Annotated in this window: 15 protein-coding genes; 2 read left to right on the top strand and 13 right to left on the bottom strand. The window is 40.6% G+C overall.

The window, feature by feature from the left end; genetic code table 11:
- The first annotated feature begins 11 nt into the window (after nt 1-11).
- Nucleotides 12-596 carry a Crp/Fnr family transcriptional regulator gene (locus A9970_RS12260; protein WP_070567442.1) on the top strand — a complete coding sequence of 195 codons (585 nt, stop codon included), beginning with the start codon at nt 12-14 and terminating at the stop codon, nt 594-596.
- Between the two features lie 74 nt (nt 597-670).
- On the opposite strand, the gene A9970_RS12255 is transcribed toward A9970_RS12260, so the two are convergent.
- The 3 genes from A9970_RS12255 to A9970_RS12245 form a co-directional block, all read right to left on the bottom strand.
- A complete protein-coding gene (locus A9970_RS12255; protein WP_259655384.1) occupies nt 671-1,216 on the bottom strand; it encodes a cysteine hydrolase family protein in 546 nt (181 codons plus the stop codon).
- 13 nt (nt 1,217-1,229) lie between these two features.
- Nucleotides 1,230-2,516 carry an MFS transporter gene (locus A9970_RS12250; protein WP_182982465.1) on the bottom strand — a complete coding sequence of 429 codons (1,287 nt, stop codon included), beginning with the start codon at nt 2,514-2,516 and terminating at the stop codon, nt 1,230-1,232.
- 63 nt (nt 2,517-2,579) lie between these two features.
- Nucleotides 2,580-3,182 carry a TetR/AcrR family transcriptional regulator gene (locus A9970_RS12245; RefSeq protein WP_182982464.1) on the bottom strand — a complete coding sequence of 201 codons (603 nt, stop codon included), beginning with the start codon at nt 3,180-3,182 and terminating at the stop codon, nt 2,580-2,582.
- A gap of 336 nt (nt 3,183-3,518) precedes the next feature.
- Here A9970_RS12245 and A9970_RS12240 point away from each other — a divergent pair, with 336 nt between their 5' ends.
- Entirely contained in the window at nt 3,519-4,328 is an 810-nt protein-coding gene (locus A9970_RS12240) for an AraC family transcriptional regulator (protein ID WP_120336625.1), read from the top strand.
- Nucleotides 4,329-4,330: 2 nt separating this feature from the next.
- Here A9970_RS12240 and A9970_RS12235 read toward each other — a convergent pair whose 3' ends face one another.
- The 10 genes from A9970_RS12235 to A9970_RS12190 form a co-directional block, all read right to left on the bottom strand.
- Nucleotides 4,331-5,455, bottom strand: coding sequence for an MBL fold metallo-hydrolase (locus tag A9970_RS12235; protein WP_182982463.1), 1,125 nt, complete (start codon nt 5,453-5,455; stop codon nt 4,331-4,333).
- 229 nt (nt 5,456-5,684) lie between these two features.
- Nucleotides 5,685-7,157 carry a TlpA disulfide reductase family protein gene (locus tag A9970_RS12230; protein ID WP_182982462.1) on the bottom strand — a complete coding sequence of 491 codons (1,473 nt, stop codon included), beginning with the start codon at nt 7,155-7,157 and terminating at the stop codon, nt 5,685-5,687.
- Nucleotides 7,158-7,185: 28 nt separating this feature from the next.
- Nucleotides 7,186-8,571, bottom strand: coding sequence for a RagB/SusD family nutrient uptake outer membrane protein (locus A9970_RS12225; RefSeq protein WP_182982461.1), 1,386 nt, complete (start codon nt 8,569-8,571; stop codon nt 7,186-7,188).
- An 11-nt stretch (nt 8,572-8,582) separates the two neighbouring features.
- On the bottom strand, nt 8,583-11,933 hold the full coding sequence (locus A9970_RS12220) for a TonB-dependent receptor (protein WP_182982460.1): 3,351 nt from the start codon (nt 11,931-11,933) through the stop codon (nt 8,583-8,585).
- Nucleotides 11,934-11,957: 24 nt separating this feature from the next.
- The gene (locus tag A9970_RS12215; RefSeq protein WP_182982459.1) at nt 11,958-12,974 is read right to left on the bottom strand and encodes a FecR family protein; all 1,017 of its coding nucleotides are present in this window, start codon (nt 12,972-12,974) and stop codon (nt 11,958-11,960) included.
- Nucleotides 12,975-13,057: 83 nt separating this feature from the next.
- Nucleotides 13,058-13,648, bottom strand: coding sequence for an RNA polymerase sigma factor (locus tag A9970_RS12210; protein ID WP_182982458.1), 591 nt, complete (start codon nt 13,646-13,648; stop codon nt 13,058-13,060).
- A gap of 643 nt (nt 13,649-14,291) precedes the next feature.
- Nucleotides 14,292-15,878, bottom strand: coding sequence for a sulfatase (locus A9970_RS12205; RefSeq protein WP_182982457.1), 1,587 nt, complete (start codon nt 15,876-15,878; stop codon nt 14,292-14,294).
- Nucleotides 15,865-17,268 carry an alpha-L-fucosidase gene (locus tag A9970_RS12200; protein WP_182982456.1) on the bottom strand — a complete coding sequence of 468 codons (1,404 nt, stop codon included), beginning with the start codon at nt 17,266-17,268 and terminating at the stop codon, nt 15,865-15,867. The genes A9970_RS12205 and A9970_RS12200 overlap by 14 nt, the downstream gene beginning before the upstream one ends.
- Nucleotides 17,255-18,733 carry a RagB/SusD family nutrient uptake outer membrane protein gene (locus tag A9970_RS12195; RefSeq protein ID WP_182982455.1) on the bottom strand — a complete coding sequence of 493 codons (1,479 nt, stop codon included), beginning with the start codon at nt 18,731-18,733 and terminating at the stop codon, nt 17,255-17,257. The genes A9970_RS12200 and A9970_RS12195 overlap by 14 nt, the downstream gene beginning before the upstream one ends.
- An 11-nt stretch (nt 18,734-18,744) precedes the next feature.
- The gene (locus tag A9970_RS12190; RefSeq protein ID WP_182982454.1) at nt 18,745-22,035 is read right to left on the bottom strand and encodes a TonB-dependent receptor; all 3,291 of its coding nucleotides are present in this window, start codon (nt 22,033-22,035) and stop codon (nt 18,745-18,747) included.
- Nucleotides 22,036-22,149 lie beyond the last annotated feature (114 nt).

Raw genomic sequence — 22,149 nt, 5'->3', positions numbered from 1 at the left:
AAAGAAATACTATGTTATACGAAAATATTCTTAAAAATGTGTCCAAGTGCATTACTTTGACAGCCGAAGAAACCGAACAGTTTACTGGTTTATTGACAGCAAAGAAGGTTCCCAAAAAAACGATGCTATTGGAAGAAGGGGAAATCTGTCAGTTTGAAGGATATCTTCAAAAAGGTTGTGTCCGGATTTATTATCTGGATGAAAATGGTTTTGAAGTAACGCTGGCTTTTGCTGTCGAAGATTGGTGGATTAGTGATATTGCTTCATTTCATTATCATACACCATCTAGTTTATACATGGAAACATTAGAAGACAGTGAGTTTTTGATGTTAACACCCGAGACCAAGGAGAGATTATTAGAGACTGTTCCAAAGTTTGAGCGGGTTTTTCGTATGCTAGTGCAACGTCGGCTCGCTGTTCTGCAAAATAGGCTGATCCATACAATGGCCAAACCAGCCGCCGATCGCTATCTCGAATTTATTGAACTATACCCGACTATTTCCCAAAGGGTACCGCAATACTATATTGCATCCTACCTGGGGGTTTCACCCGAATTTGTCAGTATTATACGTAAGCGGCTTGCTGCAAAGAAATAATAAGCAGTTCGAATGGCTCCATGTTGAAACACGTAGGTGATGACATGGGCCATTCGATTTAGAAAAGAATTTCATTAGGTGTTCCAATCAGTTGCGTGGACGATTTCGGCTTGCCTTGGAAAAACTTTGTTCATTAAGATATTATGTACTTCCACATCATGATCCATGCAACAATCATCGATCACAGTAAGAACGTAGTCCTTATCTGCGGCCTCGCGTAAGGTAGAAAGTACTACACCACTGGTCGATATACCCGTGAGAATAAGATGTTGAATACCCTGGCTTCGCAGAATAAGCTCAAGGTCACTACCCGCGAAGGCGCTGAATCTCTTCTTAACAAGCCGAATGTCCCCATTTTGTGGGGCTAATTCTGGATGAATGGCCATCCATTCTTGCATATCCAGTGCCATCAGTGTTTTTTTAACGGATGAAAATGCCTTGTTCTGTTCACTTATTTCGGGCATGCCCTTTGAAAAGCCAACCACAACATAGATAATTGGCAGTTGCTGTTCACGTGCCTTGGCGATGACCATTTTCGTGTTTTTAATCAATTGCTCGGGATTGTTCAATGTGCCCAGGATTGCGGATTGCATATCCATGACAAGTAGGGCGCTGTTCATTTTTTCCATGGTATTATATATTGTTTAAAAATTGTTCTTCTGATTCTTTCTCTATTTTTCGATCCGCTTGGATTTTTTCTTTTGGTTTTGGAAGTAAAACTTTATTAAAGAAGTATGCGATAGCCAAACCTGCAATTCCCTGGAAAAGGAGGGTGCTTGGTGCACCTATTTTTTCAGATAGGGCACCAATGAGTAAACTCCCCAGCGGAAGCATACCAAAGATCGCTGTCAGTAGGATACTGATGGCCCGCGAACGCATTTCAGGAGCGGCTTCGGACTGCACGATGATATTGCAGGCGGTAAATTGAACAACGGAACCAAACCCTGTAATTGCGGCAAAGATCATGGCCGGTACAAATAACTGTATCTGGGAAAAACAAATCAAGCCGAGACTAAGGATCAGTGTGCTTCCAATCAGGACCTTGCGCATAGAGGCATTTGCACGAAGTGAAGCAAGCATAATCGTGCCGATTAGTGCTCCGACACCAATAAAACTAGTGATGTAACCAAAGGTCTGTGCGTCACCTTTAAATATTTCCTTGGCGTATACGGGAATAAGTGTATCGTAAGGAAGTACAAGGAAACCTACAATACTTAACATCAATATCACCCAACCAATTGTAGATTCATTTTTGATATAATGGAATCCTGCGGCAAGCTCCTTAAAGACGTTTTTGGATGGACCAACGGTTTTTTTAAGTTTTGGTATTTTCATGAAGGCGATAGAGACCATAACAGCTGCAAACGTAGCGGCGTTGATGAGAAAGCAAACCCCAGCACCAAACTGCTGCAGGACAATACCCGATAGTGCTGGTCCAAGTAGCTTAGCTAAACTCGCCATGGCCGAATTGAGCGACAGTGCACTGGGGAGATCTGAAGGTTCATGAACAACCTCGTTGATCATAGATTGCCTCGCTGGGACATCGTATGCATTGATAATTCCCAATATTATGCTCAATCCAAGGATCGTCCACACATTGTTGTGGCCATGCATGACCAACAAGGCAAGTAGTGTCGCTTGAATCAACGATGCAATCTGTGTCAGCTGTACAATTTTGTAACGGTCGTAACGGTCCGCTGCAACGCCACCGAGCGCAGAAAAGAGAAAAGAAGGAAATTGTTCAGCAAAAATCGTCAGGCCCAACATAAATGCAGAATGGGTGAGGCTATACACCACCCAAACTACCGCAGTACGTTGCATCCAAGTGCCAAATTGAGAAACCGATCTGCCAAAAAAATAAAGCGTATAATTGCGGCTCCGAAAAGCCCTGAATGTACTGAGGTTGCTGATCTGCTGCATGTTTTTTATTTATTTTACTATTTGACATAAAATGTATAAGTGTCAAAATAGACTCAAAAAAAATTACCTAAGCCATCTCTCGGTCATGTCAACTAAGGTATGGATGGTTTCGTTTAAGCCTTTAAAACTGTTTTTTAAGAGCATTTCACGTTTTATTCCGCGGATACCACTAAGGAGAATAAAAATAAAACTGTCGTGCTCAATTGTTGTGAGTTGACGAATTTCCTGTCGTTGTGTACTTAATATAAGCGCTTCGCTGAGCAGCTGAGTTTCGGCCTTCATGAGCTGTTGGTGAACTAAACCCATGGCTTGTGTATGTTTGCTCTTTTCTGCTGCGTTCATACCGACTTCAATCGCGGTAAAGAATGGTTTTTTCGCTTCGGAAGTCTTAATCTTGGTTTGACAGAAAGCTTCTATTTTTTCATGGATTGTATGCTTGGAATCCATTGCGCGCTGAATTTCCTGAACAACTTCTTTGACAAGGGAGTCCAATACAGCATCAAAAACTTCTTCCCGATTTTTAAAGTAATAATATACGGCTGTACGGGTTTTACCTATTGCTTTTGCAATATCATCCATAGTCACTTTCTTTAGCCCATATTGTAAATAAAGCCCTGAAGCGGCATGAAGTATCTGGTCGGCAAGTTGGTCCCGTTCGTTGTTCATTGTTACTAGTTATTGGTACAAAAGTACTATTTTTTGACAAAATAACAAAATATGTCAAAATGTTTTTTTTTGACAGACGGGATGAATGTGATGAGGTAAGTATGGAACTTATTCCTATGTGGCAGCGAGATCGGATAGGGGGCTGTTTTAAAATTGGTGGATGTCAATCTTGAGTTTTTCGGTAGCTTGATTTGAGCTGTGTACCAACTGTATTTTGAGCTTTCAGACAACTAGGCTTTGCAAAAGGTATGAGATATTTGCTACCTTTAGGCTGGGACTGATTTTAGCTATCGGTACCCATAGTCGCACAGCCGTTTAAAATAAATCGTATTGAGCATGGAAGAGAAAGATTTTGGGAATGCCTTTTTGTATTCCTGTTATGTCGAGAAAGCATTTGGGCACGAACAGTTCATTCCCGAACATGTCGTTTTTTTTCAGCTATCTGGTGAAACACATCTGGACCATCAGAAAGGAAAATTGGTGGCGACAGAAGGGCAGATTGTGGTTGCCCGCAGAAACCAACTGGCCAAAGCTTTTAAATATCCCGCGAAAAATAATGTTTACAAATCTGTTTCAGTATTGCTGGGGGCTGATCGGCTGAAGCAATACGCGATGGACCATCATCTCAGTTCGGACAAAAAGTATCAGGGTGAGTCCAATGTTGTTCTGGAAAGTAACCTGTTTATAAAAAGTTATTTTGAGTCATTGACCCCCTATGCGGAAGCCATCGACCGAGTGAGCCCGCAGATGGAAAATATCAAGATCTACGAGTTGATCACTTTGTTGTTGGAAAGCTATCCACAGTTAAAAGACCTGCTTTTTGACTTTTCGGAGCCGCATAAAATTGATCTCGAGCAATTTATGGTTAAAAACTATCGGTACAATGTACCTTTAGAAAACTTTGCGAAACTAACAGGACGGAGTTTAGCAAGCTTTAAACGTGATTTTGAGAAAATATTCCAGACGTCTCCCCGAAAATGGCTGCAAGAAAGACGTCTTTCTGAGGCTTATTATCTAATTGAAAATAAGCGACAAAAACCTGCAGATTTTTATCTTGATCTGGGTTTTGAAAACCTTTCTCATTTTTATGCTTCTTTCAAGGAGAAGTTTGGCATAACACCAGCGACTATCAATTCCGTTGCTTAAAATTATTTCCGCCACCAATAACTAGGTGTTAAAGGGGGCTGATCGAGGTCAATGACCTGGCCGATCATGGGGGTAAGCAAAGGCTGTTGTTGTCGTATTGCTTCCTTGGAAATACGTTCTAGAGGTTCATTCCAGGCGTGATTGGCCAATACAAACTTGGACGAATGAACCGGAAACAGTAAAGAAGCTTTGAGATCATGTGCCGCTTGGACAACCTCCTCCGGCATCATGTGTATGTGTTTCCAACTGAGGTCGTATTGGCCATTCTCCAATATAGCCAGGTCAAAAGGGCCCAATTGATTACCTATCTCTTTGAAGTGGTTATCGTAGCCGCTGTCCCCGCCTAAATAGAGCCGCATGGAAGGTGTCTGGAGCGCATAGGATGCCCATAATGTGTTGGCAGTAAATATACTGCGGCCTGAAAAATGTCTGGCGGGCGCAACTGTTACACGGAAACCATCACCCAAGTTGATTTCGTCCCACCAATCTTTTTCGATGATCTGTTCAGGACGATATCCCCAATATTCAAGATGGGAGCCAACGCCAAGACCAACAATGACTTTTCCAACCCGGGGTTGTAGTGCCTTTAACGTCTTATAATCCATGTGATCATAATGGTCATGTGATATAAATAGATAGTCAATCGGCGGTAGAGCAGATACGGTAGAGACATCGGCTCCTTTAAACGCTTTTACACTTCCTGGAATAGGAGAAGCACTGCCACTAAGGACAGGATCGACGAGTATGTTCTTACCATCGAGACGAAGGAAATAAGAGGAGTGACCAAACCAAACAAGCCCATGAGGCTGACTTAATAACTTTTCCCAGTCGATATACATTGTTGGTATAGTATGTTTGGGACTTGTTTCGTTGGAGCGCTTAAAAAAATAATCGTATAGGGCTACGGTCCAGGGCTGTGTGAGCTGTGGTGTAGGGCTGCTATTCTGGAATTTTCCGCCTTTAAACTGTTTCGATAGCTGTATGCGTTGAAGTCTTTCACCCGAGGGTCTTTTGCCGAATTGTGGATGCATCATATATAGTCCGATAAGAGCGATGAGAACTGCCAGTCCTAAGATTGTTCTTTTCAAAAACCGAAGCCACTTCTTCCTGTTGTTTCTTGTTGTCATCTGCTTATTGTATAGCAACAAAGATAAGACTGCTGAGACAGATCTATTTTTGTTGATAGCTCAAATTTATGTGCTGTATGGCTCATTTCGGCAGATTCTCCGATCCACATTTAGAAAGCCTTAAAGCCCACAAAAATTCTTCTTTTACGCTCAGGAGTTGGCCGGACTACAGTTGGCTGGATTATAAAAAGAAGGGGGCTGTTCAATCTTTTTGAACGCCCCCTTCTTTTTAGCCTTTATAAGGTTTTTTAGCAGCTTCGATGAGCTCTTTCATTTCTAATTTAATATAATCTACATTTGGAGTAGATCCCGTAAGAAAATAACGTATATTTCCTTCCTTATCAATAATAAATTTTGCTGGAATTCCTTTGACTCCGAATTTCGCGGCCATAACTTCTCCGGTTTGTGGATCTTTTTGATCGTCATAGAGCACTTCAAAAGGATAGTTATTCTTGCTGATAAAGGATATCACATTTTCTTTATAGTTCTTATCGCGCTCCCAGGTATTCATGAATAAGAATTGTACATCCTTATCATCTGCGTAAGAGTCCTGTGCTGCCTTCATTCCTGGAAATGAACGGATACATGGCTGACACCAAGTTGCCCAAAAATCCAATACGACAACTTTTCCCTTTAAACTGGCTAGGGATACTTTTTCACCTTTAAGATTGAGTAATTCAAAATTAGGTGCAGGTTTAAAAGTTGCCATTTCTTTGATATGGTTGCGAATGTTTTGCGTTAACTCTATTTTTAAGGATGCATTAAAATTCTCGTAGCCTTGAACAGATCCATTCAATTCAGTATATAATTTTTTAAGATCATTTTCGACCGCAAATTGTCCTTTAGCATATAACTTGGTGAGAATATTATATGCCTCAAGCTTTCTTCCTGTGCCCATTAAAGATTTGTAGTATACCATTGCTAGACCATCCGCTTGCTCTGGTGCTGCATTTAATGCATTTTCTATATAACCTAGCGCTTCAGTAAATTTTTTCTGCGAAACAAGTATATTTACATAAGCTGACATGGAGCTTGCATACCCCATGGCCGCAAACCGAGCCTTATTGTCTTTTTGATCCTCTGGAAGGGTTAAATAGTAATAACTATCATCCATAGCAGTTTTTAAGAGAGGTGCTGCAGTAGTCGTATCACCTGTCCTCAGGAGGGTTTGACCAACAGGGATATATCCATTTCCGCGCCAGAATCGTTCTTTCATTTCTCCTAGATAATATATTGCTTTTTGTGCATTTCCATCGTTGGCGAAACTTTGTGCTAAATTAGCCAATACATAATCATAAGTCAGTGGTTCTTCCTTGAAGTTTTTAACTGGCCATTTTTTGATAAGGTCGTTATAAGCTTTTTCTTTTTGTACTGGCGTACTTGCATTGTAAAAAACATCTGTGATAAAGGCATCACGGGTTAGTGATCCTTTTGGATATTTTTTCTTAGCCAGTACTTCTGCAGATGCCTGCAGATCTTCCTTCCCTAAAGAACGCAAAATGTTGATTGTAGTACGGTAGTCTTCTTCCGATTTATAAGTCTTTAATTCGCTCATTAATACATTAGCAAGCGAATCCTTTTGTACCAACGTACCTTTTTCTATAATTGGGAGATACTGTTGGTATTTGTTTTTTGCTGGTTGTTGTGCAAAAGATGCTGTTAGCGAAAACACCAACGCAGCCGTTAAGATTTTTGTTTTCATTTTTTGTCTGTATGATTTTTTAAATTCATTAATCTTCGTATCCTGGATTCTGTGTCAGTTTATTGTTGATCAAAATCTGGGCTTGTGGAATAGGATACAAGACATCCGTGGCCTGCCAGTTTGATTTGATTGGAGACAATACAGCGGTAGCACGATCGGTCCGCTTGAGGTCGAGCCAACGATGGCCGAACTCACCGAAAAATTCGTGCATGCGTTCCGTCTCTATTGCAGATAGTATTTGTGTTTGGTTTAAGCTTGAATTAAGTCCTGCAAGTCCAGCGCGAGAACGGACAGCATCCACATCTGTCCGGGCTTCGGCAAGTTTCCCCAATTTAGCCCTCGCTTCCGCGCGAATAAGATACTGCTCGGCTAAGCGAAGCATAATATGGTATTCGGAACCTGTTCCCGAGGATACTTTATATTTGGTTATGGCATAATAGATTTTGTTGGAGACCGTCTTTGGACTTGTCCAATTTGTTTTTCTTAAGTCAACCGTCGGAGATGTCTCAAAGCTATTGTACACAGCGTCCGGTAGGGTGTAGCCGGGTGTAGCTGTAGCCGCGGTAATATAATTGGAGCCAAATGTCGTTACTCCCGTTTGATTGCCAAGTTGAAGGATAACCTCATTACTTGAGTTTACAAAATTCTTATCTGGTGTCGGCATGCCATAATCAGATGACTGTAATACTTTGGTCGCATAAGATTCGGCATTTTGATAATCCTTTTGGTAAAGATAAACTCTTGCCAATAGTGCACTTGCAGCAGTTTTGTTAGCTCTTCCTCTCGGGCTTGCTGTTGCATCATAGGCCGTCGCCATCTTACTTTCCGCATCTTTTAGATCAGCAATAATCTGATCATATACTTGCTGTGCAGAAGTTCGTGGAAGAATTGCATCTTCAAAAGCGTGGAGGTCATCACGTAATTGCAATGGCACATCACCATAAAGGTTGACGAGATAGAAATAGGTATAGGCCCTAAAAAATTTCGCTTCGCCCAGGAGCTGGTCTTTTACGCTTGGGGTAAGGCTGGTGGATGCGTCGAGACCTGATATCGCATTGTTTGCATTCTTGATAAGTTGGTAACAATTTGACCAGAAATTAGCGACATTCCCATTTGTGTTCAGCAGGTTATTGCTGGCGAATTCCGAGGTATTTGCATCAGCCGCATTGTATTGAAGGTCGTCTGCAGCGATTCCCGTATAAAAGGTTGAAGTCCCGGCGAGATTGATGCTTAATGCTGTGGTATACAATCCGCGTATGACACTATTTGCAGAAGCATCTGTGGAGAATGCTTCGCCAGCTACAACTTGTGTCGGTGGAGCGCCCAATTCCACAAATTTTTCGCAGGAGCTGGTCAAAAGAGTTCCACTGGTAATTGCTAATAATAATATATTTCTATTGATGTTTAATTTCATGATCTCTAGTTTTAAAATTGACAGTTAAATCCAAATACAATCGTCCGCAATGGAGGCAATACCTGGGCAATCGTTCCAGTTCCTAAACCAGATGGACCGCCTTGCACGGTCGTTTCGGTATCCAGGACATATTTGTTCTTGGCCCATGTAAAGAGATTTTGCCCTTGCATAAATACATTACAATTAGACATTTTTAATTTCGAAGTCCAGCTTTTGGGCAGGTTGTAAGATAAATTGACAGACCTCAACTTAATATAGGAAGCATCCCCATAGACAGCATCAGAGCTGGTATATTGATTATAAGAGTTGCTTAATGCAACTCCATCAGCTGAAGATGCCGGTACTGTCGGGATAATTGCTCCCGGGATATTGGTATTACTGTTATTTGGTGTCCATCTGTCCAACCAGTAATCATTTTGGTTGAGCATAGCACCAGGTCTTGTATTGAGGATTTTAGTTACTCCAAAGCGGTGGTTAAATTGAAAAAATACGCCAAGCTCGAAGCCTTTGTAGGAAAAAGTATTGTTAAATCCGCCATAGAAAGGTGTACCTAAGTTAGCAACGTATCGGTCATCGCCCGTTATAGCCCCATCGCCATTGCGATCTTCGTATAACGCTCTTCCTGTTGCGGGGTCTACACCTTGATAGTGATACAAACGGACCATATTGAGCGGCTCACCAACTAGAAAGCTACTTGAATAAAATGTGTTTTCAATTCCAGGAAATTCGACAAGTTTGTTTTTATAAAACGTGAAATTAGCAGATGTTTTCCATGTAAAATTTTCATTTGTAATATTTGTGGTGTTTAACTCCAATTCCAAGCCTGTATTTTGGATCAATGCCGGTAGGTTTTCTTTGTAACTGTTGTAGCCCGTTTGAGTACTTAAAACTAAATCAGTTATCTGATCAGAAGAACGATTTCTGAAAAAGTTTCCAGTAAACAAAATTCGATCTTTCAAGAAACCTAGATCTAAAGCAAACTCCAGTTTTTTGGTTGTTTCCCACTTGATATATTCATTTGGAAGTGTTCCAATATTCATGGAAGGATTATTTAGATACGCGGTTGTTGAAGAGTAGAGTGGAAGATAAAGGTAATTTGAAATTTGATCATTACCTGTAGTTCCATAGCTCGCTCTCAATTTACCAAAACTTAAAAACGTTAGATTATCTTGTATAAAATCCTCTTTTCCAAAGACCCATCCTAGACCTATTGCTCCAAAATTTCCGAATCGGTTTTTAGGTCCAAAACGAGATGAGCCATCTCTTCTAAAAGTTCCATTAAACAAATATTTCTCTTTCCAGTCGTAATTTACTTTTCCGAATAGTGCATTGTATTTGTAATATACGAGGTTATTGCTGGCAGTGAATAATCCTGCGGCACTGAGCGAACCTAAAAGTGCATCGTTTGAATAATTAGAACCATTGGTTGTCTGTGAACGGGATGAATTTTGCTGAAAACTTGTTCCAATTAATGCCGTAAATTTACCTTCGCCGATACTTTTTACATAATCCAATGTCGGTTCAATAATCCAATTTTCGGCCTTTGTATTAGAGAAACTAGAAGAACCAAGCGGGTTGGAAACGGTATTGTTTAAGGAAGTAATTGGCCGTTGATTATTTTGATTCAACTGTGTGATGGTATAGCCAAAATTTGCTTTTGCTGTCAGTCCAGGTATAATTTTGTAACTCAGATTGGCATTTGAGATCAGATTATTGGTATTACCAAAGTATTTCCGTTCGAGCAAGGCGATTGGGTTGTCAATAAAAGCTGATGACGGTAACCAATAGTATTTTCCATTGTCACCATAGATTGGATAATTGGGGGGCAAATTGTAGAGTGAAGTGACATCAGAGGAAGGCATATCCGAATTGTCGTTGGCATAGCTAACTGATAAAGCGGCATTGAATTTTTTGTCAGAAGAGGTGTGATCTAAGTTTAACCGTGAGGTAAAGCGACTGTTTTTGCTATCCCCATAAAAAACAGTACTCTCGCGTCTATATCCCGAATTAAAGAAAAAGCGGGTAGATTCGTTTCCACCAGACATATTCGCTTGAACGTCGGTAATATGTCCTTTGTTTCCAATCAGCATTTTCTGCCAATCTGTCGATTTGTTCTGATCCCATAACATAAGATCTGGAGCGTTATCGGCTGTAGGTGTAACTCCAGCATTAGCAAAAGCCTCTTTTCTTAGCGTGAGATATTGTTCTAGGTTCAACATAGGGATAAAGTGGTTGACCTCGGTAAATCCGGTGTTAAAGTTGACACCAATGCGAGTACGACCTGCAGATCCTTTTTTTGTGGTGATCAATACGACACCATTTGCGCCCCGGCTACCATAGATCGCTGTAGCGTCGGCATCTTTCAAGACATCGATACGTTCAATATCCGCTGGATTAATCATGCTGAAGGGACTTAAGCCGCCTGAAGAAGCTGAGATCCCAAATGAATTGAGGTTATCCGTTGCAGGTTGTCCGCCGTTAAAATTGGTAAAGGGAACTCCATCAACCACGTATAGCGGTATTGAACCTGAGGTCGTTCCACTTAATGACGCCTGATTCCTAATCTGAATCTGAACAGCACTTCCGGGCACACCATTGTTTTGGGCGATCAATACACCGGACATTCTTCCCGATAGTGCGGCAAGTGGATTACTTACAGGTTGAGAGGTTATGTCCTTCGCTGTGATCGAAGCAACTGATCCCGTATTCAGTCTACGTGTTGTCGTACCGTAACCAATAACAACCACTTCTTCTAAGCTTCCTTCTTCCGGTTTCAGTTTAATAGGAGTAGAATTGGCAATAAGCTGCTTCGCAGTGATATCAACCTTCTGATAACCAATAAAAGAAAAAGTAATAATGACATCGTCATTTGGAATACGCAGTCCCCATTGTCCATTGACATCCGTTGCGGTGCTCGTTTGCATATTGCGGTATTCTGCTTTTTGCCAGTCCTTTATGATAACAGATACTCCTGCCAAAGGCGTTCCATTTTCATTGACGACTTGGCCCGCAATGTGTTGCTGATTCTGTTTTTTTTCTTTTATAGCGATAATATCATTGTCCAATACTTCCCATGTTAGGTTGCTCCCGGCCAGAGACTGGGAAAGAAGATCTTTTACAGTGATTTTCTTTATAACAATATTGATTGTCGAGTTTGGGAGAGTCGATTTGCTAAAGAACATTTTGTATTTGCTCTTGTCATTGATTGTTTGAAATACATCTTCGAGTTTTCCTCCCTGAACGGAGACATCAATTTTTTCAGTTTGAGAATAGGCGAAGCTCTGTATATGCATGGCGCTAAGACAAATGAGCAGTAAAGCCAATCTCGACTCTTTTCTAAATTTGGGTTTTGTTTTGTTCATGTGAGTTATATAGGTTGATTGTTTTTAGAGTAGTTGTATTTGATTTTTCCCCGTTTTTTTAATTTGAAAGTAATTGACAGTTTGTAATGCTTTTAGGATATTTTCTAGTTGTTCGTTTTCGAATGTTGCTGAGTAGCGTTGGTTGGCAACTGCTTTGTTTGTAATTTTAATTTCCACGCCATACATGCGCTCTAGCTTTAAGGCGATATCCAGTAATCTATCATCTTGAATGGTAATCCGATTTAATAACCATTCGGTTTCTAAAGCGGATCCGTCTTTTTCAGAGATGGAAAATGGCTGAATAGCTATTGCCATGGGAGCCGATGCGGTTTTAGTAGTTGTAGATGGGAATTCCTTTTCAACTCCATATACCTTTCTGATCACAAACTTTTCTTTGGGCTTTAATATAAATTTCTGATTGTCAGTTCCTTTTTTCCAAATGGATACTTTGCCACGTACCAAAGCTGTTTGGGCATTATTTTCTTCGGCATAATCGCGCACATTGAAAGCGGTTCCCAGTACGCTAATTTCCATTCTTGGTGTATGAATAAGGAAGGGCTTGGATGGATTTTTGGCGACATCGAAAAATGCTTCCCCAATCAAAGTAACTTCACGTGTGCTGGAATCTTTGAATGAGGCGGGATAGATTATTTTGCTCGAAGCATTAAGTGTAACTTTTGTACCATCTTCTAGAACAATTCGCTGCTGTTGTCCGTTTGTTAGCGTAATTTCTCGATTGTTTGGTTGCGCAATTTTGTAAAGATAAAGAGATGTAAAAGCGATACAGAGGATAGCTGCAGCTGCTGCAATTCTAGGGAAATTGAATGTTTTCTGATTCCTCCGAGTCAGTTTCTTTATAATTCTGCCATGAATGCGTGCTTTGAGTGCTTTCTGTACATGATCGGGTAGTGTTTTGATTAAATTCGGTCGGGATGAAAATGAATCAAAAAAACGTTCCACGACGTCTATTTCTTCCGAATTGGCTTCGCCTTTTAAGTATTTGTCAATTAGCTTTTCGAGCTCTTGGTTAGGATATTGCATATGATTAGTACAATGTTCACTTAAATAGTGCCCCTAAAAGGGAAAAATGTACTAGTCTAAATTGGTGTTTATTTGTAATTTGCTTATTTACAGTTGTATAAAATTAAGAGTAGAGTCAAAAAATGTTGGATAACAAGTTTTTTTAATTTTTGAATTGATACTCCGAGGTGATTTTGAACTGTATTTTGGGAAGTTTCTGTCAAATCACTAATTTCTTTTGTGGTAAGTCCATCTAAGTATCTCATTTTAAAGATTTCTTTTCTTTTTTGTGGGAGATGGGCTACCCATTGTTCAATTAAAGATTTTAAATCCTTTTCGGCATACTGATCTCCTTCCAGAATTTCATAACTTCGATAAAGGTGATGATTTTCTTCGATAAGGATATTTCTGCGTTTGTTTTTCTTATAGGTTTCAAAGACTTTGTATTTCATGCATGCAATGAGGTAGGATTTCAGGTTGTGAATCTCTCTACTGGGACAGTGTTCCCAAAGTTCAATAAATACATCCTGAACAATCTCTTCACAGGAAGCCAAATCTTCGAGCCTTTTGTAAGATTCATCTAAAAGTAAAGACCAATATTTATCATACAAAATATTGAAAGCCTCTAAATCGCCTTCTCGGAGCCGAGCTAACAAGCTTGCATCATTATGAGCTGGATATTTATCGTTTTTCATGATATGATAGTGTGAAGTTGAATTCCTTAGATTGGTCGGGTTGAGGAATGTAACTTTTTTTCAATATTACAGATTTTATTAAATAAGGTCAAGATCTGTAAGTATTTTTTATTTTTTGTATTTAATCTTTTGAAATTCATTAAACATTTGACATCATCATTTGGGCTTATATTCATAAGAAATTGGTTTTTGAGCCGTAGTTAACTCAAAATTAGGTTGAATAAAATTAAAATAGAATTCACTTTTAATTTTTCGAATAAATAGTCAAAAGTACATTTGTTTTTGGATGAGTACTGAAATTTATCTTGTTTTATGCTTGCAGGGCAATAAAAATTTCGGTTTTTATTGTCAAGGTTTAATAATATTTTAAATTAATAAATCTTTATGGAGAGGTTTTTAGATAAGAGCCGACGACCAAATTAATTCGACAGGATCGACACCTAATGTCGATTACATTAAGTTAGAAATGCGTGAACTGATTGAATCTGCAAAAAAAGAGAAAAAAGGATAGTTGTCAAGGATAGCAACATATTTTGCTAAATCGTATCCTCAGAGGAGAGGATAAACCAGCAAAGCCCCGATATATACTGTCGGGGCTTCGTTGTATCGGGGCTTCGCTGTATAAGTCATCCAAGCAGGCCCCTTAATCCATCGGCTTAATTTGATCAGGATAGGGGATCTGCTGTCCCGTAGCTTTGTAGGTCGGCAACTGAGCCTTCCAAGTCCGGAGCTGATCCGAAAGTAATTTGCTGAGCTCGCTGGTTTTTCCCTTCATTTTTGGGGCAAGGTTGTTGAGTTCACCGATATCTTGCTGCAGGTTGTAAAGTTCAAGCTTCCCATTTTTCATGTCGTAAAGTAACTTATAATCTCCTTGTCTTATTGCCGAGAAAAAGTTGATTCCAGGGCCGTCGGGCACTGTCCACTTGTTGGGGATATTCCATACCAATGGACGGCTGTTCCAATTGTCGGACCTATTACCTTCCATTAAGGGCAAAAGATTTTTTCCATCTGGTTTTTCCTGTACGAGCTGATAGTGATCTATTTTGGCTAAGCTGAGGATTGTTGGAAACAGATCTTCGACCATAACAGGGGTAGCATCTGTGCTTGCAGGGTGCTGCTTGGCCTGTTTGATCAACAGAGGAACCCGGATTCCACCTTCGTAAACCGACCCTTTCCCAGCTTTTAATGGTAGGTTCTGTGTATGGCTTGGTCCGGAGCGCATTGGGCTGAGGCTAAGTCCGCCATTGTCGCTAAGGAAAATAATGACTGTATTATCGTATAGGTTTTTGTCTTTGAGAAATTGAACGATATCACCCATACTTTTGTCATAACCTTCGACCAGTGACGCATAAGCTGCTTCAGTGGAATCTAAGCCGCGGTCAAGGTATTTTTGTACAAAACGTGGATCGGGTTGGATCGGGACATGCACCGCATAGTTGGAAAAATTAAGAAAAAAAGGCTCCTTACGGCGTATAGGCTCCTCCAGTGCCTTCAGCGCCTCCCGGGTTAAGGCTTCCGTTAAAAATGTGGATGTGCCATGGTATTCCATAAGATCGGGAACTGCCTGATACCCTGCTTTACCAGGAAGGTTACCGTAATTCTGCTCGCCATAGTAGTTTTGTGGGTGCCCAGCGGAGTGTCCTGCAATATTGACCATAAAACCCAAATTTAAAGGGCTGGCACCAGGTGTTCCGGCAGATCCCCAATGTGCTTTGCCCACATGAATGGTATAGTAACCATTGGCCTTAAGGATGCTTGGAAATGGAGTAGCATATATCGTATGTGGTATATTGGGCACAGGGCTTAGTCCGTTGATATTCCAATCCGGTGGATTCAACAATTCATCTTTGCTATCGGTCGGGGTGTCAGCCTTGGGATGGGTCCAATTGGTGACACGATGATGAGCAGCATTTAAACCGGTCAGAAAGCTCACCCGGGAAGGTGTGCACACCGGTGTTGCATACGCATTGGTAAATTTAATGGCTTCTTTGGCCAATGTTTCCAGATAGGGGGTATGAAACTTTTCGTTGATTGGCGTTTTGACCTTGTAAAATGGTTCGGACATGTCCTGCCAACCGAGGTCATCCACAAAAAACACGACAATATTGGGGCGTTCTGTTGTGGGACCAAGTTGTGCCTTGCTTTGGCTCTGCGCCTGCAGCAATAACCCCATATTTGTAAATAGGGTCGCTAATAGGATAAATTTGCTATTTTTCTTAGAAAGTATCATAAGCATTAAAAGTATGAATAATAGGTTGGCCAATGGCCTTATCTATTGTTAATTTAATTTGTGTACAGCGAATGGGGCCTTTCAATTGAATGATACATTTGTTACCAACGGACGAACCCGTAAATAGTGTTTGCCATCCCTGCTTTGTTTTCGCAGTAATGTGGAAAGCACGTATACGTTGTCCTTGATCAAGGCTTTCTTCAATTATTAACTGGGTAACAGCTTTCGCCTTTTTAAAGCGAATAAGCTCTTGTTTTGGGTCTAGATCCTTTATCGGACTACCATATTGACGTTTGATCTCACTTCCAAGTTCTTCTAATCGCCGCCGATCTATTTGTGGTACAAGCCCCATGGTGTCAGGTGTAACTCCTAAGATCAATGTTGCATTTCTGCCGACTGACTTTTGATACATATCCACAAGGCGGTTAAGAGAAAATACCGAATTTTCGTCATTTGGCTCCCAAAACCATTCGTGTCGACCGTTTGCTCCGCGGAGCGGGGCATCAGCCATTGCAGGCATAAAATAGGTTCCATTCGGATCACCGGTTTTTAAGAGTAAGAAATCGTTTGTGGAAATTGCCCTTGGACAACTCTCTCCTGCACCGGTATAAGGAAAAGGAAACATAGACCAGCACGGATAATGTACTGTTCCAGACTCTGAACCGCCCCATCTTGCTTCTGCCAGTTCGTCGTTATGATAGAAAAGGCAATTAGGTTGATATTTTTTTACAATTTGGAGCACATTTGGAGCACCTTTTTCAGGGCTGCTGGCTCCACCATCAAACCAAATCTCAAACAGTGGACCGTACCATGTGCATAGCTCCTGTACCATTCCCTCGACCATTTTATTATAGTATTTTTGCCGTTCTATTTGCTGCTGTCCAGTACCGATTGCTTTAAAATCGTGAATACCAAGGTAAGCGTTCCAACGAATCCCTACATAAATACCTGGTTTTATCCCGTGTTTGATACAGGCTTTTATAAAATCACCAACAAGATCTTCTTTCCCGTTTTTCCACCCTAAAGCACTCGTGTTATAGGGATTGACTTTTGAGGGATAAAGGGCAAATCCAGTTTCATGAGTCGCGGTAATGAGTGCGAATTTAGCCCCGGCTAGTTTTGCGCTCAGCACCCATTGTTCGACATCCAGTTGTTGCGGCTGGAAAATGTGTATATCAGGAACCGGAACAATACGATTGGATTGCTGTTGATATGCCTTCCGGTCAAAGACATGCAGATCATAGTGAAAGATGATACCAAATTCGGCTCTCTGCCAAGCAAGCTGCTGTTTATTTGGGAGGGCGACAACTTGGGCATATATGCTTGGACAGGAAAGCCCAAGCATGATAATAAACAGCAATAAATCGTGGTATGGTTTAGTAACCCTCATTTTGCGTTAAATTTGGGTTTGCATCAATTTGTTGGAGCGGGATAGGATAAACGACCTGGTATTCTTTGGCTGCATAACCTCGCTCTTTGGCTGACTGGATAAATTTTCCATGTCGAATCAAGTCTTCGCGACGCAATCCTTCAGAAAAGAACTCTCGCCCACGTTCCGCCAGTAGAAAATCACGCAACAATAATTTGTTACTATAGTCTGCTAATTTGAGTAAAGTTGTATTGGCACGTTGACGAACCTGATTAATGAGGTCGATACTCTCTTGATTAGGACCATTTAGCTCATTAAGTGCTTCAGCACGACTTAAAAGAACATCGGCATAACGTATGTAGACAATATCGTTACCCATATTTTCGCCCACACCGTTTGGATCTGGCCAGTATTTGAAGCTTCGTACATCATTGAGGGCTTTACCATTGTTATCCTCGAGCAATTCCACATTTTTACCAGAGATATCGGTATAGTTTCGTATGAGAAGTTCACGTCTTTTATCGTTCGATTCAAAGGTTTTGTAAAATGCACTATAGGTACGGAATTGTGCACCAAAATTGACCCAGTTGGTGAGAATAGGGTAGTTTGGCGGGAAAGCATGTGCCATGTAGTTATTTTGATAGCCTGCCTGCGCGATACAAGGTGCCCTAAAGATGTATTCTTTATTGCTTTCACCTTCAATGGCAAAAAGCCGTGGATAATTACTATACAGTTCATATTGATGAAGGTCTATAATTTCCTGAGTGACATCGGTCAGCTTTTTCCAATTTTTTTCTTTGAGATAAATCTTCATTAAATACCCAAGAGCGGCACCTTTTGTTGCCCTGCCTATTGGACTTTCTGTAAGCGGTAAATATTGTTTGGCAAATTCAAGATCACTGATGATATAGTTGACAAAGACATCTCGGTCGGCTCTTTTGGCATTTTTTCCAATTTCTTCGATCTCTTGGGGACTGGCGCCGACGGGGATATCAATCAAGGGGGTAGGGCCGAATAAATTATAGAGGAAATAATAAGATGACGAACGGATAAACTTGGCTTCGGCTTGTATTTTGTTGAGTTTGGCCGGGTCTAAGCCGTTGAGCTGATTGGATAGAATGATAACCGAATTTGCACTGGCAATGGCTTTATACATTTTCTCCCAGAATGAGTTTAAAAAACTATTATTGACAGACCAATTAAACTGAATAAATGGAGCGGCATCTTTTTCAAGGCCACCGCCAGTTTCAAAGGCAATATCTGTGTTGAACTCATTCATCATATAGGTATAGTTACGATGATCATAAGCAATAATACGGGATTGCGCATAAGCTCCTGTAAGCAGTGCATCAATGCCGGTCTCATCGGCCAAGAATTTGTTGGGGTCGTATTCTGTATATACTTCTTCTTTCAAAAATGAATTGCAGCCTATCGTCGATAGGGACAGCAATAGTATGATGAGATATTTAAGTTTTAATGTTGTCATGTTAGTCGAATTTAGAGTGTAAGGTTTAATCCCAATCGAATCGTGCGTGCTAAGGGGTAGCTATTGTAGCTCACTTTGGAAACGGCATTGGTTCCTGTCGCACTTGCGTCAGGATCATAACCTTTATATTTGGTCCAAGTTGCCAAATTCTCTAGTGCCAGAAATATATTGACGCGATTGACTGATTTTCCATTTTTCAATACCTCGTAGTTTAAATTGATATTTTTGAGTCTTAAAAACGATGCGTCTCTTATCGTCATTGAATTGATAATATAGTCGCCACCATAGGCTGTAGGGTTTACGCCGCTCGGATATTGATTGGTTGGGTTTTCTGGTGTCCACCTATTCAGGTAGTATTCGGATAACCTGTTGCGGTATTCGTTGGTAGGATAGAGGGTTTCGGTGATATTGGCGTCTAACATACTAATTCCGCCCACGTATTGAAGTAGGAAGTCCAGTGAAACATTTTTATACTTGAACGTATTGGAAAGGCTCAGATTGATGGAAGGAAAAGGTTTTCCTAAAATGGTTCGATCTTTTAAGTCTATTTTCCCATCTTGGTTCTGATCTTTAAAGCGAATATGCCCCGGCTTTGCTTCAGGTTGTGCTGAATTTTTTATCTCCGCATCGTTCTGAAATATTCCCTCCGTCTCATACCCATAGAAAGATAACATGGGTTGACCCCGTTCTACAAGTTGATAGTTGGAGATAAAACTGGCAATAGATCCCGTAATAAGTTGTGGAATAAAATCTGGTAGTTCTTTGACTTCATTTTTTAGTAAGGCCAAATTAAATAGACTGTTCCATTGCCATTGATCACGAATAATATTTTTGCTGTTTAACTGAAAATCAATACCACGGTTTTCAACATTTCCAAAATTGACCATGTAGTTGCTAAAGCCCACCACTGAAGAAATGGGTTTACTGAATAGTTGATCCTTAGTGTTACGTTTGTAAGCGTCGACAGACCCCGTAATTCGCCCACGCAGAAGCTCAAAATCTAATCCTAGATTTATTTCTTCCGTAGATTCCCACCGTAGATTTTTATTAGGTAGTCTCGCAGGGACAACACCCTGATAAATCTTATCACCAAAGACAGCATTTCCCGACGCGACAAGGGTGTTGATTGTTTGGTAATTGTCTATTCCTTGGTTTCCTAATCGTCCATATCCAAATCTCAGTTTAAGCGTCGTACCATTTTCTTTCAAATGGGAAAGAAAATCTTCATCCGTTAATTTCCAGGCAAAAGCTCCGGAAGGAAAAAATGCAAACTTGTTTTCTTCCGAAAAGCGCGATGTACCATCTGAACGCAAAGAGGCTGTAATAAAATAACGATCGTTAAAATTATAATTGATACGGCCTAATACACCATTGAGTCTGTTTCGGCTTTTACTAGAACTTACATTGTCGCCTTTATCACCATCTCCACTCTGTAAAAGGTTGTAGGAAGTGACGTCAGATAAAAATTTCATTGAACTGGCTCCCACGCCTTCACTTTGAAACTCTTCAAATGTTGTTCCCAACAAGAAAGCCAATTGATGTTTTCCAATTTTTTTATTGTAGTTGAGTAAAAACTCGCCCAACCATTGGTGGCCACTTGAGGCATTTTTTGAACCCAATCCGCCATTGGCAAGACCGTTTATGGTCGATCGGTCCGTATAACTGGAGTTCATCATGTTGGCGGTACTTCCGCCAACACGTAATGTTGCTGTAAAGTCGGTAAAAGGTTTAATTTCTGCGGTAATCAATCCATAAAATGTATTGGAGATATTTCTATTCTCCTTACCATTGATTAGGGCCAGTGGATTGTCTAAAGCGATAAAATTATTAAGGTAGTATCGACCATGATCATTGAGGTATGCCGGTAGCGTGGGGTCAAATTGCAGTGCGCTATTGAGCGGGCCCGCGGCTTCATTCACTCCATTGGATGTATAGATTGTTTGCTGGTTACCACGGGTATAATTGCCGTTTATATTGAATTTTATATAATCCTTTGGTCGAAATTCCAGATTTGTTCTGAAATTAATTTTAGCGTAGCCCGAGTTTTTTACTAGACCATCCTGGTTGAAATAATTTAGAGCGGTATAGAAATTACTCTTATCCCCACCGCCGGAAAAGCTAAGTTGATGATTCTGTACGACCGCATTTTTTCTAAATATTTCATTCTGCCAATTGGTTCCTTCTCCCATGTTGTTGATCTGGTCTTCCGTAAAAATGGCGTCTTTGTTTGCATCTTTTCGGATAGCATTCAGAACTTGCATGTACTGCTTTCCGTTAAGGACATCCAATTTTTTTGATACATTTTGAAACCCGATATAACTATCATATTTCGCTATAGCTGTGCCAGATTTTCCTTTTTTTGTTGTAATAAGCACTACACCGCTAGCCGCACGAGTACCATAAATAGCAGCTGCTGAGGCATCTTTTAAGATGTCTATTGATTCGATGTCATCCGGACTTAAACTACTAGGGTCGATACCAGGTAGCCCATCTACCACAATCAGGGCATCATTACTACTGTTAATGGAACCTGCACCCCTGACCTGTATTTTGGTTCCTGCCCCAGGCGCCGAATTGGTTTGGCTGATGGTTACACCTGGTGCCTTACCATTGATCAACTGAAGGGCGTTGATATTGGATCCTTGTGTGAAATCCTTAGCTTGAACGGCAGAAATTGAACCTGTGAGGTCTGATTTTTTTTGAACACCATAGCCCACAACAACGACTTCCTCCATTTCATTGATTTGAGGCTCTAAAGTAATGACGAGCTGTTGGGACCGTTGAAAAGATATTGTTTTCTCTTTAAATCCAATAAAATTAATGCGAAGCTCACCACTGGGCGGAGTCTTGGCAAATTGAAAATCACCATGTTCGTCTGTCGCCACAGATTGTCCGGTACCGACGAGCAGAATAGTGGCTCCGGCAATAGGCTTTCCAGTATTATCTTTTAATTTGCCCCGAAGATCCTGTTGAAATGTGTTGTCTTTTCCAGCTGTGGTTGACGCAGAAGCATTGGGATGGATCAAAATTGCATTATTACGCACGCTATAGGTCAATTGCTGATCGGCTAGTAATATGCGTAGAGCTTCGGCTAAAGGCTTGTTGGTAATGCTGAGATTCATTTTTTTGTCTTCATCAATTTGTTGAGAATTGTAAAGAAAGTCTTTGCCACTCTGTTTTCTAATCTTTGTTAAAATAGATTTGAAGCTTTCCCCTTTCACATGTAGCGAAATGTTTTGTCCATAACTATTTGCACTGACATGGAACGTGGCTATTACTAGAAACAGGATAATCAGTTTCATAAAAATCATAGTTTTTACGATAATCCTGGTCGTAGGATATCGAAATGAATAAGAAGTTTTATACATTTGAACTGGATAAATTGATTAATAATTTTCGTTTTGTTGGTCGTTATC

It is taken from the genome of Sphingobacterium sp. UME9 (assembly GCF_014170215.1).
Classification (GTDB): Bacteria; Bacteroidota; Bacteroidia; order Sphingobacteriales; family Sphingobacteriaceae; genus Sphingobacterium; species Sphingobacterium paramultivorum.
This window is presented reverse-complemented; position numbering and strand designations above follow the sequence as displayed.